The sequence below is a fragment of the Pseudomonas sp. QE6 genome (assembly GCF_041379005.1).
Classification (GTDB): Bacteria; Pseudomonadota; Gammaproteobacteria; order Pseudomonadales; family Pseudomonadaceae; genus Pseudomonas.
Genome location: NZ_CP166873.1, coordinates 5,686,513 through 5,700,163, shown reverse-complemented (window position 1 = coordinate 5,700,163; position 13,651 = coordinate 5,686,513). Strand labels below are relative to the sequence as shown.

The 13,651-nt window shown below is 67.0% G+C and carries 13 protein-coding genes; 2 read left to right on the top strand and 11 right to left on the bottom strand.

Features of this window, described 5'->3' with window-relative positions:
* Positions 1 to 46: 46 nt before the first annotated feature.
* The 5 genes from ACAW63_RS26025 to ACAW63_RS26005 all read right to left on the bottom strand — a co-directional run bounded on the left by ACAW63_RS26025 (position 47) and on the right by ACAW63_RS26005 (position 5,381).
* Positions 47 to 418, bottom strand: coding sequence for a hypothetical protein (locus tag ACAW63_RS26025; protein WP_275608254.1), 372 nt, complete (start codon positions 416 to 418; stop codon positions 47 to 49).
* Between the two features lie 31 nt (positions 419 to 449).
* A complete protein-coding gene (locus ACAW63_RS26020) occupies positions 450 to 1,259 on the bottom strand; it encodes a putative RNA methyltransferase (protein WP_331316849.1) in 810 nt (269 codons plus the stop codon).
* The gene (locus ACAW63_RS26015; protein ID WP_275608252.1) at positions 1,259 to 1,444 is read right to left on the bottom strand and encodes a hypothetical protein; all 186 of its coding nucleotides are present in this window, start codon (positions 1,442 to 1,444) and stop codon (positions 1,259 to 1,261) included. The genes ACAW63_RS26020 and ACAW63_RS26015 overlap by 1 nt, the downstream gene beginning before the upstream one ends.
* The gene (gene dapE, locus ACAW63_RS26010; RefSeq protein ID WP_371230232.1) at positions 1,441 to 2,598 is read right to left on the bottom strand and encodes a succinyl-diaminopimelate desuccinylase; all 1,158 of its coding nucleotides are present in this window, start codon (positions 2,596 to 2,598) and stop codon (positions 1,441 to 1,443) included. Before dapE ends, ACAW63_RS26015 begins: the two co-directional genes overlap by 4 nt.
* Before the next feature lie 185 nt (positions 2,599 to 2,783).
* Positions 2,784 to 5,381: a glycosyltransferase gene (locus tag ACAW63_RS26005; protein WP_371230230.1), complete on the bottom strand. Its 2,598-nt coding sequence runs from the start codon at positions 5,379 to 5,381 to the stop codon at positions 2,784 to 2,786.
* 270 nt (positions 5,382 to 5,651) lie between these two features.
* On the opposite strand from ACAW63_RS26005, the gene tcdA reads away from it, so the two are divergent.
* Positions 5,652 to 6,458: a tRNA cyclic N6-threonylcarbamoyladenosine(37) synthase TcdA gene (gene tcdA, locus ACAW63_RS26000; protein WP_371230228.1), complete on the top strand. Its 807-nt coding sequence runs from the start codon at positions 5,652 to 5,654 to the stop codon at positions 6,456 to 6,458.
* A gap of 256 nt (positions 6,459 to 6,714) precedes the next feature.
* On the opposite strand, the gene ACAW63_RS25995 is transcribed toward tcdA, so the two are convergent.
* From ACAW63_RS25995 to ACAW63_RS25975, 5 genes are all read right to left on the bottom strand, one after another.
* Positions 6,715 to 7,131: a SufE family protein gene (locus ACAW63_RS25995; RefSeq protein ID WP_275608248.1), complete on the bottom strand. Its 417-nt coding sequence runs from the start codon at positions 7,129 to 7,131 to the stop codon at positions 6,715 to 6,717.
* Positions 7,128 to 8,333: an aminotransferase class V-fold PLP-dependent enzyme gene (locus ACAW63_RS25990; RefSeq protein WP_371230226.1), complete on the bottom strand. Its 1,206-nt coding sequence runs from the start codon at positions 8,331 to 8,333 to the stop codon at positions 7,128 to 7,130. Before ACAW63_RS25990 ends, ACAW63_RS25995 begins: the two co-directional genes overlap by 4 nt.
* A gap of 94 nt (positions 8,334 to 8,427) precedes the next feature.
* Positions 8,428 to 9,462, bottom strand: coding sequence for a 2,3,4,5-tetrahydropyridine-2,6-dicarboxylate N-succinyltransferase (gene dapD, locus ACAW63_RS25985; protein WP_371230225.1), 1,035 nt, complete (start codon positions 9,460 to 9,462; stop codon positions 8,428 to 8,430).
* Positions 9,463 to 9,506: 44 nt separating this feature from the next.
* The gene (locus tag ACAW63_RS25980) at positions 9,507 to 10,133 is read right to left on the bottom strand and encodes a LysE family translocator (RefSeq protein ID WP_371230223.1); all 627 of its coding nucleotides are present in this window, start codon (positions 10,131 to 10,133) and stop codon (positions 9,507 to 9,509) included.
* A gap of 11 nt (positions 10,134 to 10,144) precedes the next feature.
* Positions 10,145 to 10,504, bottom strand: a complete 360-nt coding sequence (locus ACAW63_RS25975) for an ArsC family reductase (RefSeq protein ID WP_275608244.1) — start codon at positions 10,502 to 10,504, stop codon at positions 10,145 to 10,147.
* 162 nt (positions 10,505 to 10,666) lie between these two features.
* On the opposite strand from ACAW63_RS25975, the gene ACAW63_RS25970 reads away from it, so the two are divergent.
* Positions 10,667 to 12,328 carry a Na+/H+ antiporter gene (locus ACAW63_RS25970; protein ID WP_371230222.1) on the top strand — a complete coding sequence of 554 codons (1,662 nt, stop codon included), beginning with the start codon at positions 10,667 to 10,669 and terminating at the stop codon, positions 12,326 to 12,328.
* Between the two features lie 116 nt (positions 12,329 to 12,444).
* On the opposite strand, the gene dapC is transcribed toward ACAW63_RS25970, so the two are convergent.
* A complete protein-coding gene (dapC, locus tag ACAW63_RS25965; protein WP_371230221.1) occupies positions 12,445 to 13,641 on the bottom strand; it encodes a succinyldiaminopimelate transaminase in 1,197 nt (398 codons plus the stop codon).
* Between the last annotated feature and the right edge of the window lie 10 nt (positions 13,642 to 13,651).

Sequence of the window (13,651 nt, the reverse complement as noted above, 5' to 3'; positions counted from 1 at the left end):
GTCCAATGGACGGGCCTTTGTTTTTAAAGCCTTGCCGGTGCCGATATCAGCCCGTGCGCCAGGTAATCTCTTCGACGCCCGCGGCGGTCACCTTCAGCCAGCGGTCCGCGTCTTCCTCGCCCTGATCCTCGCTCCAGCTGCCCGGTGCGCAGCGCACTTCGACTTCCAGTGCTGCACAGGCGTCGCGGGCGCAGGCGACATCGTCGTCCCACGGCGTGGCATCGCTGTCCAGGAACAGACTGTTCCACTTGCCGACGGCCTTGGGCAGCCAGGTCACCGGAATGCTGCCGGCGCTGCACTTGAAGGTCTCGCCCTGGGCGCGCCATTCGGAGCAGGGGCCAAGTGCCTTTTCCAGCCAGGCGGCGACGGCGGCCTGGTCGGCATCCTTGATGTAGATCTCGATATCCGGTTGGCGCATGGCGTCCTCGTAAGCCGGTTTCAGGCCGGTGTCAGGGTTCTTGGCGTTCAAGCCAATCGTAGCGTACCGCGACCGTCACCTCGAAGGGCTCGGCCAGGATGCGCTCGCGTCGCTCGGCGTTGACCCGCCAGCCGTGGGGCGTCATCGCCAGCAGGTGCTCGCGGGCTTCGCGGGTTTCCAGCGGCAGCTTGAAGCTCAGTTGTTCGGTGTGCTCAGGCTTGAGCTCTTCGGGCAGGTCGGCGAGGTGCTTGTCCTCGACGTACTCGCGCACTTCGTCGTACAGGCGCTGGCGCAGCTCCAGCAGGTGATCGCGGGCCGGGCCCAGGCGCAGCACGCCGCCGCCGGGAGTAAGCAGGCGCGTGGCTTCCTTCCAGTCGATGGGGCTGAACACGCTGGCCAGCAGTTGGCAGGATGCATCGGCCAGCGGCACGCGGGCCATGCTGGCGACCATCCAGGTCAGCTGCGGGGCGCGTTTACAAGCGCGTTTCACCGCCTCGCGGGAGATATCCAGTGCATAGCCGTCGGCCTGGGGCAGTGCTTCGCCCAGTTGCGCGGTGTAATAGCCCTCGCCGCAACCGATATCCAGCCAACGGCCGGGGTTGCGCTCGGCGGCCAGCTCGGCCAGGCGGCGAGCCAGCGGCGCGTAGTGGCCGGCACCGAGGAAGTAGCGGCGCGCCTCGACCATGGCGGCGTTGTCGCCCGGATCGAGGCTCTTCTTGTGCTGCACCGGCAGCAGGTTCAGGTAACCCTGGCGAGCGCGGTCGAAACGATGCCCGGCCGGGCAGGCGACTCCGTTGTCGACCTCAGTCAGCGCCTCGCGGCACAGCGGGCAGATCAGCATCACTTCTTCCCCTGGGTCGGCCCCAGCGGCTGCGGCAGGTCGTTGCGCAGCACGGTCGGCAGCGAACGGCGGCGCTGGGCGATCTGGTAGACGCGCAGGGCGTAGCGGCGCTCGGCGGCCGGGGCCGGCGGCGGGGTGTCGGGGCGGGTTGCGCCGAGGCAGAAGTTCTTGTTGGTTCCACTCATGCCAGCAGTCGCACCAGGGTCTGATAGTAGATTTCGGTCAGGACTTCGAGGTCGCTGGCCAGTACGCGTTCGTCCACCTGGTGGATGGTGGCGTTCACCGGGCCGAGCTCGACCACCTGGGTACCCATGGTGGCGATGAAGCGCCCGTCGGAGGTGCCGCCGGAGGTGGACGGGGTGGTCTCGCGGCCGGTGACGGCGAGGATCGCGGCGGCCACGCCATCGAGCAGCTCACCCGGTTGGGTGAGGAACGGCAGGCCGGACAGCGCCCAGTCGATGTGCCAGTCCAAGCCGTGCTTGTCGAGGATGGCGGCGACGCGCTGCTGCAGGCCTTCCACGGTGGATTCGGTGGAGAAGCGGAAGTTGAAGATCACCTTCAGCTCGCCCGGGATCACGTTGGTGGCGCCGGTGCCGCCATTGATGTTGGAGATCTGGAAGCTGGTCGGCGGGAAGTAGTCGTTGCCGTTGTCCCAGTGTTCGGCGGCGAGTTCCGCCAGGGCCGGGGCGGCGAGGTGGATCGGGTTCTTCGCCAGGTGCGGGTAGGCCACGTGGCCCTGCTTGCCGCGCACGGTGAGGGTGGCGCCCAGCGATCCACGGCGGCCGTTCTTGACGATGTCACCCACAAGGGTGGTGCTGGACGGCTCGCCGACGATGCACCAGTCCAGGCGCTCGTTGCGTGCCTTCAGGCGCTCGACCACGGCCTTGGTGCCGTGATGGGCCGGGCCTTCCTCGTCGCTGGTGATCAGGTAGGCGATGCTGCCGCGATGGTCCGGGTGGTCGGCGACGAAGCGCTCGGTGGCGATGATCATCGACGCCAGGCTGCCTTTCATGTCTGCCGCGCCACGGCCGCAGAGCATGCCGTCGGCGTCGATCAGCGCGTCGAAGGGCTGGTGCTGCCAGGCCTGCTCGGGGCCGGTGGGGACCACGTCGGTATGGCCGGCGAAGCACAGCACCGGGCCATTGGCGCCGTCGCGGCCCTGGCGCAGGGCCCAGAAGTTATCCACCTCTTCGATGCGCATGGGCTCCAGGGCGAAACCGCAGGCACCCAGGCGCTGCATCATCAGCTGCTGGCAGTCGGCATCGACCGGCGTGACGGAGGGACGGCGAATCAGCTCGCAGGCGAGGGCCAGTGTCGGCGAGAGGGACATTGAGGGCATCCTGGGGGTGGAACGGAAAAAGGCGCCCATCTTAAAGCAAAAACGCCGGCGATTGGCCGGCGTTCTTGGGAGCGGATCAGCGGTACGTTTCACCTTGTAGGAGCGAGCTTGCTCGCGAACAGGCCTGTCGCCTTGGTATCAGGCAAAAGCGTTCGCGAGCAAGCTCGCTCCTACAGGGGGCCGCATCAGTTGGCCGCTGCGGCATCCGCTGCCGGCGCCTCCTGCGGGCCCGGCGCCGAGGACAGCAGCGCCATCACCAGTGCGGCGAGGTAGGGCAGGGACTGCACCAGCAGCATGGCCACCCAGAACATCATGTCCCGGCTCGGTACGCCCTGCACCAGCACGATGCCCAGCGCCGCGCCCCACAGCAGCAGCATGATGAAGACTTCCTCCCGCGCCTCGGCGAGGGCTACGAGGATGCCGTGGTTGGAGGCCATCTTCGGCGTGCGGAAGAACGGGATGGTCTTGGTGAACGCCCCGTAGAGCACCGCCTTGGCGATGGTATGCGACAGGGCCAGACCGGCCACGGCCGCCTGGAACGAGCGCAGCAGGTTCACGCCCACCGCGCGGCGGTAGAGGAACATGATCTTGCCGAACTTGAAGAAGAACAGCGCCAGCGGCGGGATGGCGAAGATCAGGAGCGGCGGGTCGACCCGCTTGGGCACGATGATCATCGCTGACGACCAGAGCAGCGCACCGACGGTGAAGAAGATGTTCATGCCATCGGCGATCCACGGCAGCCAGCCGGCGATGAAGTGGTAGCGCTGGCCGAGGGTGAGCTTGCTGTCCTTGCCCTGGAACAGGGCACGGGCGTGGCCCTTCATGATCTGGATGGCGCCGTAGGCCCAGCGGAAGCGCTGCTTCTTGTAGTCGATGAAGGTATCCGGCATTAGCCCCTTGCCGAAACTCTGGTGCGAGTAGGCGGCCGAATAGCCTTTCTCGAACACCCGCAGGCCCAGCTCGGCGTCCTCGCAGATGGTCCAGTCGGCCCACTTCAGCTCGTCCATCACGGTGCGGCGGATCATGGTCATGGTGCCGTGCTGGATGATCGCGTCACGGTCGTTGCGGGTGACCATGCCGATGTGGAAGAAGCCCTTGTACTCGGCGTAGCAGAGCTTCTTGAAGACGTTCTCCTCGCCGTCGCGGTAGTCCTGCGGCGATTGCACCACGGCGATCTTGGGATCACTGAAGTGCGGCACCATCTGCTTGAGCCAGTTCGGTTCGACGCAGTAGTCGGCGTCGATCACCGCGACCACTTCGGCGTCCGGCGCGGTGTGCGGCAGGATGTAGTTCAGCGCGCCGCCCTTGAAGCCGGCCAGCGGCGCAACATGGAAGAAGCGGAAGCGCGGGCCGAGCACTTCGCAGTAGTCGCGCACGGGCTCCCAGACGGCCGGGTCCTTGGTGTTGTTGTCGATGATCAGGACTTCGTAGTCCGGGTAATCGAGCTTGGCCAGGGCATCCAGGGTCTTCTTCAGCATCTCCGGCGGTTCGTTGTAGCAGGGCACATGTACCGACACCTTGGGGCGATAGCTGGTGTCGGTCAGCACCGGGTCGAACGGCCGGCGGCGCTTGCGCACCCAGACGGTCTCGGCCAGTTCATGGGCCTCGGTGAGCAGCACGATGAACACGCCCAGCGCGCCGATGCCCAGCAGGCCACCAACGGTCATGCTGAACCAGGTGCTGTATTGCTGGCTGTAGTCGTACGCGATCCACACCAGCACCGAGCCGCCGGCGAAGGCGACCACGGTGAGGAAGGTGCGGCCGCGCTGGCGCAGGGCGCTGCCGTCGATCATCAGCAGGGTCAGGGCGAGCAGCGCCATCACCACCGAGGCCACCGCCAGGGCGCGCCACTGCGGGATGTTCACCACCGGCCCGTCGAAGTTGAACTTCGGCTGGCGCTGGGCGTTGTAGACGCCCCAGTAGGCGCCCACCGAGCCTTCATCGCCAACCTTCCACGGCTGGTCGAAGGCTTCGACGACGAAGTAGTTGTAGCCCTTCTTGTTCAGCACGTTGGTCAGCCGGCGCAGGTAGATGGCCTGGTCCGCCTGGGTGGCGTCGGCGCCGCCGCGCATGCGGCCGTTGCTCGGCCAGCCGACTTCGGCCAGCAGCAGCGGTTTGCGCGGGAACTTGGCGCGCAGCTCGCGGGCGCGGTCGAGGACGAACTGCACCGAGTTGTCCATCGGGGTGAATTCCCAGTAGGGCAGCACGTGGGCGGCGATCAGGTCGACGTGCTTGGCCATCTCCGGGTACTTCTCGTAGATGTGCCACTGCTCGGCGGTGGTGACGGGCACCTTCACCGCCTTGCGCACGCGGTCCAGGTAGCCAGTCAGTTGCTCGACCGTGACCTCGCGGCGGAACAGCGCTTCGTTGCCGACGATCACCCGCACCACACTGCGCGAGTTGTTGGCGATCTCGATGCCGCGTTCGATCTCGGCCTCGTTCTCGGCTTCGTCCGGGCCGATCCAGATCCCCAGGCTGACGCGCATGCCGACCTCCTCGGCCAGGCGCGGGATGTCGGCCAGCGAGCCCTTCACCGAGTAGGTGCGGATGTTGTCGGTCTGCTTCGATACCAGTTCCAGGTCAGAACGGATCTCGTCGTCGCTGGGGAACTGGTTCTTCTGCGGATTCTGGTTCAGGCGGAAGGGCGAGAAGGAGAATCCGGAAATGCTCTCCGGCCAGTCGGGAACGCTGACGGGACGGTTGTACAGGGCCCAGAAGCCGGTGAAGAGCGCCGCGAGGGCGACGAAGACCACCAGGTTGAGGCCGAACTTGCGTGCAGGCATGGTGCGATCGGGTTCCAAAGGGTGGAACGGGGAGGGGCCGGAACGGCGTCCGGTCGGGGCGCATCCTACCCCGCACTCCAGGGGCTGTACAGGTTGCCGGCGGTCCGCCGCAGCAGGGCGTCGGACGCTGGCTTCCGACAGTTTAGAATGGGCTGTAGGCGCGTGTATGAGACTGCCAAAAATCAGCTTTGTTGCATGCTGGCTGAGGGTGGCGCCAAAACGGCAACAGACCCTATAGAATGCCGGCCGTTTCGATGCGAGGTGTGGTGAATGGAACTGGATGAACAGCGTTTCGGCGGTATCGCACGGCTGTACGGCCGCGAGGGCCTGGAACGGCTGGCGGCCAGCCATGTGGCGGTGGTCGGGATTGGTGGCGTCGGCTCCTGGGCGGCCGAGGCGCTGGCGCGCAGCGGGGTGGGCGAGATTTCCCTGTTCGACCTCGACGACGTCTGCGTCACCAACACCAATCGCCAGGTCCATGCGCTGCAGGGCGCCGTGGGCAAGCCCAAGGTCGAGGTGATGGCCGAGCGTTTGAAGGCGATCAACCCGGGCATCGTCGTCCATGCCGTCGCCGATTTCGTCACCCGCGAGACCATGGCGGACTACATCACCCCCGAGCTGGATTGCGTGATCGACTGCATCGACAGTGTCGCCGCCAAGGCCGCGCTGATCGCCTGGTGCAAGCGCCGCAAGCTGCAGATCATCACCACCGGCGGCGCGGGCGGGCAGGTCGATCCGACACAGATCCAGGTCGCCGACCTCAACAAGACCTTCAATGACCCGCTGGCCGCCAAGGTCCGCTCCATGCTGCGTCGCGACTACAACTTCTCGCGCACTCCGGGCCGCCATTACAGCGTGCAATGCGTGTTCTCCACCGAGCAGCTGCGCTACCCCAAGCCGGACGGCACCGTGTGCCAGTCCAAGAGCTTCGTCGGCGAAGGGGTGAAGCTGGACTGCGCCGGCGGCTTCGGCGCGGTGATGATGGTCACCGCGACCTTCGGCATGGTCGCGGCGGCACGGGCGGTGGACAAGATCGTCGCCGGGGCGCGGCGGCCGTCGGAGCGCGTCGCGGGCTAAAGCTCTTGTAGGAGCGAGCTTGCTCGCGAATTGGACTACCCGGCGGCAATAGCGTTAAGCGGTTCGCGAGCAAGCTCGCTCCTACGAAAAGCGCTGGCTTCGGAGGCGTAGGGCGTACAACCGTTCGCGGTTGTACGCCGTTACACCGCGGTTGCCGGCTGGAGTCCCGATGGAGTTCGAAGTGCTCCGCGGCAGGTTTCCAGGTTGGAATCCGAGCGGTCGGGGGGCAAGGTCAAACGGCGTATAACGTCGAACGTTATACGCCCGATGCCTCGATCAACTCCTGCATGCGCTTCAGAACTGCATTCAACCCATTGCTGCGCGATGGCGACAGTTGCCGACCGAGGCCGAGCTGATTGAACCAGTCCGGGAGGTCGATGTTGGCCAGCTCATCGGCCGGCAGACCTTCCACCCGCACCAGCAGCAACGCCAGCAGCCCACGCAGCAGCCGCGCATCGCTATAGGCGCGGAAGTGCCAGAGGCCGCCGCGCGGGTCGGCGACCAGCCAGACATTGCTCTCGCAGCCATGTACGCGGTGTTCGTCGCTGCGTTCGGCGTCGCTTAGTGGCTCCAGGCGTTCGCCCCATTGCATCAGCAGGCGTGCGCGCTGGTCCCAACCCTGCTGCGCGGTGAAGGCCTGCAGCGCTTCGTTAGCGGCGGCGGGCAGGCTCATCGCAGCAGCTCCAGGGCACTGTCCAGGGCGTGGAAGAAGCGCTCCAGATCGGCGCCGTCGTTGTACAGGCCGAGGGAGACGCGTAGGGCGCCGGCGACGTCGAGGGTCTTCATCAATGGCATGGCACAGTGGTGCCCCGCGCGTACGGCGATGCCCTGTTCGGTGAGCAGGTGGCCGAGGTCGGCAACGTGCACGCCCTCGACCACGAAGCTGGCCAGCGCCACGTCCGGTTCGCCCAGCACGCGCACGCCGTCGCGGGCGCGCAGGCCGGCCAGCAGGCGGGCATGGAGGAAGTCTTCGTGGGCACTGGCTTCGGCGCTGTCCTGGCGGGCCAGCCATTCGAGCGTGGCGCCGAGGGCGATCACGGAGCCGATGGGTGGGGTTCCGGCCTCGAAGCCGATCGGGGCGCTGTGGAACTGCGCATCGAAGTAGTCCGCCACGCGCACCATCTCGCCGCCGAACTGCCAGTGGGCCAGGCGCTCCAGGGCTTCCGCGCGGCCCCAGAGCAGGCCGAGGCCTTCCGGGCCGTAGAGCTTGTGGCTGGAGCAGACGTAGAAGTCGCAGCCCAGCGCCGACAGGTTGTGCCGGCCGTGGACCACGCCCTGAGCGCCGTCGACCACGCTCAACGCACCGTGCTGCCGAGCCATCTGCAGCAATTCCGGCAGCGGTTGCCAGGTGCCCAGCACGTTGGACAGCTGGCTGACGGCGAGCAGCCGTGTGCGCGGACCGATCAGGCTGGCGGCGCGCTCCAGGTCGATGCGCCCGCTACGTTCCAGCGGCAGGACCACCAGTTTCAGTCCGCGCCTGAGCGCCAGTTGTTGCCAGGGCAGCAGGTTGGCGTGGTGCTCCAGGGCGCTGACGACGATCTCGTCGCCGGCCTGGAACCGGTTTTCCAGCCCATAGGCCAGCAGGTTCAGCGCTTCGGTGGCGCCGCGGGTGAAGACGATCTGCGCCGGGCTGCCGCCGTTCAGCCAGTTGGCCGCCAGGGTGCGGGTAGCCTCGAAGGCGCGGGTGGTGCGTTCGCCGGGCAGGTGCTGGGCGCGGTGCACGTTGGCGGCGCCGCTGGCGTAGTAGCCGGCCAGGGCATCGATCATGGCCTGGGGCTTCTGGGCGGTAGCGGCGCTGTCGAGGTAGGTCTGGCCTTCGGCCTCGAAGGCGGCGAGGGCCGGGAAGTCGGAGCGCCAGGGCGAGGGAATGGACATGGACGTATGGCCGGTTGCGGAAAATGGAAAACGGGGGCCGCAGCCCCCGTTTTTCAAGCTTAGTGCGAACCCCGCGCGAGCGGGGCGCACAAGCTTAGTTGTGCGCGTGCAGCGCTTCGTTCAGTTCGATCGCGGTCTTGTTGGTCTTGCACTCGACCGCGCCGGTCTGGGAGTTGCGGCGGAACAGCAGGTCCGGCTGGCCGGCCAGGTCGCGGCCCTTGACCACTTTCACCAGGTTGTTCTGGTCGTCCAGCACGGCGATCTTGGTGCCAGCGGTGACGTACAGGCCGGCTTCGACGATGTTGCGGTCGCCCAGCGGGATGCCGATGCCGGCGTTGGCGCCGATCAGGCAGCCTTCGCCGACGCTGATGACGATGTTGCCGCCGCCCGACAGGGTGCCCATGGTGGAGCAGCCGCCGCCCAGGTCCGAGCCCTTGCCGACGAACACGCCAGCGGAGACGCGGCCTTCGATCATGCCCGGGCCTTCGGTGCCGGCGTTGAAGTTGACGAAGCCTTCGTGCATCACGGTGGTGCCTTCACCGATATAGGCGCCCAGGCGTACGCGGGCGGTGTCGGCGATGCGCACGCCGGCCGGGACCACGTAGTCGGTCATCTTCGGGAATTTGTCGACGGAGAAGACATCCAGCAGCTTGCCCTTCAGGCGCGCTTCGAGCTGCAGCTCGGCCAGTTCGGACAGGTCGATGGCGCCCTGGTTGGTCCAGGCCACGTTCGGCAGCAGCGGGAAGATGCCGGTCAGGTTCAGGCCGTGCGGCTTGACCAGGCGGTGGGACAGCAGATGCAGCTTGAGGTACGCCTCCGGGGTGGAGCTGGGGGCGGCGTCTTCGGCCAGCAGGGTAGCGACCAGCGGCTTCTGGCTTTCGGCCAGGCGGTTGAGCAGGGCGGCCTGGGCGTTGTCGATGCCCTTCAGGGCGTCGGCCAGCTGGTAGGCCTGGTGGGCGCTGAAGGCGATCGCCTGGTTGCCGCCTTCATAGGCCAGCAGCGGGGTGACCGCGGCGACCAGTTCGGCGCTGGGCTTGAGCAGCGGCTGCGCGTAGAAGACTTCCAGCCAGTTGCCCTGGCGGTTCTGGGTGCCGACACCGAAGGCCAGGCTGAACAGGGATTTCGACATGTGGGTGCTTCCTTAAAAAAGAAAATCTCGAAGAAAGTATCAGGTCAGGCCGGACGGCGGCTGAGCAGCAGGCCCAGCCCGGCGCTGCCCAGCAGCGCGGCACAACCACGGTTGAACAGGCGCCGGGCGCGAGCGCCGGCGAGCAGCTTGCCGAGGTGGACCCCGGCGAGCCCGTAAAGGGCGATGGCCAGCCATTCCAGGAGCAGGAAGGCTGCGCCGAGTTGGGCGAACTGGGCGCCCACGGCCTGGTTCGGGTCGACGAACTGCGGCAGGAAGGCGGTGAAGATCAGGATCGCCTTGGGGTTGCCGGCGGCGACCCAGAATTCCTGGCGCGTCAGGCGCCAGAGGCTGCTGGCCGGAGCTGCTGCGCTGCTCGCCTGCAGATCGGCGGTGGGTGCGCGCCAGAGTTGCACGGCCAGCCACAGCAGGTAGGTGGCACCCACCAGCTTGATCACCAGGAACAGCCAGGCCGAGGTCTGCAGCACCAAGGCCAGGCCGGAGGCGGCCAGGGCCAGCATGCCGGCGAATGCCAGCAGGCGGCCACTGCCTGCCAGGGTCGCGCGCAGCAGGCCGAAACGGGCGGCGTTGTTCAGCGACAGCAGGTTGTTCGGCCCCGGCGCCAGGTTCAGGGCGAAGCAGGCGGGGAGGAACAGGGCCCAGGCGATGTTCATGGCGGGACGGCTCAGGCCAGCGCGGCGGCGTAGTTGTCGGGCTTGAAGCCGACCAGGGTGCGGCCGCCCAGGTCGAGCACCGGGCGCTTGATCATCGACGGCTGGGCGAGCATCAGGTCGATCGCCTTGGCCTGGTCGAGATTGGCTTTCTGCACGTCGTCGAGCTTGCGGAAGGTGGTGCCGGCACGGTTCAGGATGGTTTCCCAGCCGTGCTCGCCGCACCATTGTTCCAGGTGCGCGCGGTCTATTCCGCTAGTCTTGTAGTCGTGAAAGGCGTAGTCGACGCCATGCTCGTCCAGCCAGGTGCGGGCTTTCTTCATGGTGTCGCAGGCCTTGATGCCGTACAGCGTCCGCTGACTCACGGGGCGCATCTCCTTTTCATGCTTTTCTTCAGGCGCGGGATTATGCCATTTCCCGATGCCTTGGGGGATGCCGGTGGGAAGTCGGCGGATTGCAACAGTCTGTTGCCGATCCGCTGGCTGATCCGCCGCTACGCCGATGGTTCAATGGAGCGCTGTGCCGGGAGTTCGTCGATGCAAACCGTTTACACCGTGCTGATCCTGCTGCTGGCCGTGGGGGGCACGCGGCTCGCCGCGCAGCTGATCCCGCTGCCGCTGCCATTGATCCAGATCGCCGTCGGCGCCGCGCTGGCCTGGCCGAGTCTTGGGCTGCATGTGGCGCTGGACCCCGAGCTCTTCATGTTCCTGTTCATCCCGCCGTTGCTGTTCGTCGACGGCTGGCGCATGCCCAAGGGTGAGTTCTGGAAGATGCGCGGGCCGATCCTGGCCCTGGCGTTCGCCCTGGTGTTGATCACGGTGGTGGTCGGCGGCGCCTTCATCCATCTGCTGATCCCGGAGATTCCCTGGGCCGCGGCCTTCGCTCTGGCGGCGGTGCTGTCGCCCACCGACGCGCTGGCGGTTTCGGCCATCGCCCAGAATCGCCTGCCCAGACGCCTGATGCACGTCCTCCAGGGCGAGGCGCTGATGAATGACGCCTCGGGTCTGGTGGCCTTCAAGTTCGCCATCGCCGCAGCCATGACCGGTACCTTCTCGCTGGTGGACGCCAGTCTCTCCTTCCTGCTGGTTGCGGTGGGCGGACTGGCCTGCGGGGTGCTGCTGAGCTGGTTGCTGGGGCGCATCCGCGGCTGGATGATCCGCCGTGGCTGGGATGATCCTGCGACCCATGTGGTGCTGATGCTGCTGTTGCCGTTCGCTGCCTACATGGTCGCCGAGGAGATGGGCGTCTCCGGCATTCTTGCGGCGGTGGCGGCCGGCATGATGCAGAGCTGGGTCGATCTGCTGCCACGGCAGACCAATACCCGGCTGCTCAATCGCAGCGTGTGGTCGATGCTGGAGTTCGCCTTCAACGGCGTCGTTTTCCTTCTGCTCGGCCTGCAGTTGCCCGACATCCTCAAGTCGGTGGCGCACCACTCCGATGACATGCTCTGGCGCTCGTCGCTGCTGCTGTTCTACGTGCTGGCGGTCTTCGCGGCGTTGCTGGTGCTGCGTTTCGCCTGGGTCTGGTGCTACTGGAAGGTTTCGGTGCGCTTCGAACGCTGGTGGGGTGTCGAGCTGGGCGGTCGGCCGGGCGAGCCGACCTTGCGCTTGTCGGCGATTTCCGCACTGGGTGGGGTGCGCGGGGCGGTTACCCTGGCGGGCGTGCTCTCGGTGCCCTTGCTGCTGGGGGACGGTTCGCCGTTTCCGCAGCGTGACCTGATCATATTCATTGCCGCCGGGGTGATCCTGATTTCGCTGCTGGCGGCGACCATCGGCCTGCCGATCCTGCTGCGCGGGCTGCCCGCGGCCAGCAACGACCGGCGTGAGCTGGAAGTGCAGCAGGTGTGGCGCAAGACCGCCGCGGCGGCGATCCATATGCTGGAGAACGAGGATCTGCCGGCCAAGGAAAGCAGCGACGCCGAGGAAACGGCGCGGCTGGCGGAGGTGAAGGCGAAGCTGATGGCCGAGTACCGACACGAGCTCGACCCGGCTCCGGACAGCCTGGAAGCCCGCGAGCGCGCCCGTGCTCTTGAGCTGGCCGATCAGGCGCTACGCATCAAGGCGCTGCGGGCCCAGCGTCTGGAGCTGTACCGGATGCGCCGGGAGCACGAGATCGACGATGAAATCCTGCGCGGGGTGCTGGGGGAGCTGGATAACCAGGAGGCCTGGGTGACCAGCAAGGCGGGGCGCTGGGTGTAGATCGGCTTTTCGTAGGAGCGAGCTTGCTCGCGAACCGCTTGGCTCTGGAGCTGCCGGATAGCTCCGTTCGCGAGCAAGGACTGGGCGTCCCCCTCGCTCCTACAGGGTGTGCAACCTTAGAGGCCCTGCACGTAACGCTTGATCCGTTCCGCCGCCTCGACGCACTCCGCCAGCGGAGCCACCAGTGCCATGCGCACACGGTTGGCGCCGGGGTTCTCGCCGTTCACTTCGCGGGACAGGTACGAACCCGGCACCACGGTGACGTGCTGCGCAGCGAACAGGCCGCGGCAGAACTCGGTGTCGGCGATCGGCGTCTTCGCCCACAGGTAGAAGCTGCCGTCCGGGCGCTGCACGTCGAGCACGCCGGCGAGGATGTCCAGCACGGCATCGAACTTCTCGCGGTACAGGTCGCGGTTGGCCCGCACGTGGTCCTCATCCTTCCAGGCGGCGACGCTGGCCAGCTGGGTCTGCACCGGCATGGCGCAGCCGTGGTAGGTGCGGTACAGCAGGAATTTCTTCAGCACTTCGGCGTCGCCGGCAACGAAGCCCGAGCGCAGGCCCGGCAGATTCGAACGCTTGGACAGGCTGTGGAACACCACGCAGCGCCTGAAGTCCGAGCGGCCGAGTTCGGCACAGGCGGTCAGCAGGCCGGCCGGCGGGTTCTGTTCGTCGAAGTACAGCTCGCTGTAGCACTCGTCGGCGGCGATCACGAAGTCGTGCTCGTCGGCCAGGGCGATCAGCTTCTTCAGCGTTCCCAGCGGCACCAGCGCGCCAGTGGGGTTGCCCGGCGAGCAGAGGAAGAGAATCTGGCAGCGTGCCCAGACCTCGGCCGGCACGGCGTCGAAGTCCGGGTTGAAGCCATTGGCTTCCCGGCAGGGCAGGTAGTGCGGTTCGGCGCCGGCGAGCAGGGCCGCGCCTTCGTAGATCTGGTAGAACGGGTTCGGGCTGATCACCAGGCCCTTGGCATTACGGTCGACCACGGTCTGGGTGAAGGCGAACAGCGCTTCACGGGTGCCGTTCACCGGCAACACGTGGCGCGCGGCGTCCAGCCAGCCGGCCGGCACCTTGAAGCGGCGCTCGCACCAGGTAGCGATGGCTTCGCGCAGGGCGGGGATGCCCAGGGTGGTCGGGTAGACGGCCAGTTGGTCGAGGCTGTCGGCCAGGGCCTTGGCGACGAAGTCCGGCGAGCGGTGCTTGGGTTCGCCGATGGACAGCGCGATGGGCTTGAGGTCCGCCGGCGGCTGGGCGCCGGCCAGCAGGGCGCGGAGCTTCTCGAAGGGGTAGGGCTGGAGCGAGTCGAGGGCAGGATTCATGGGCAAGGCT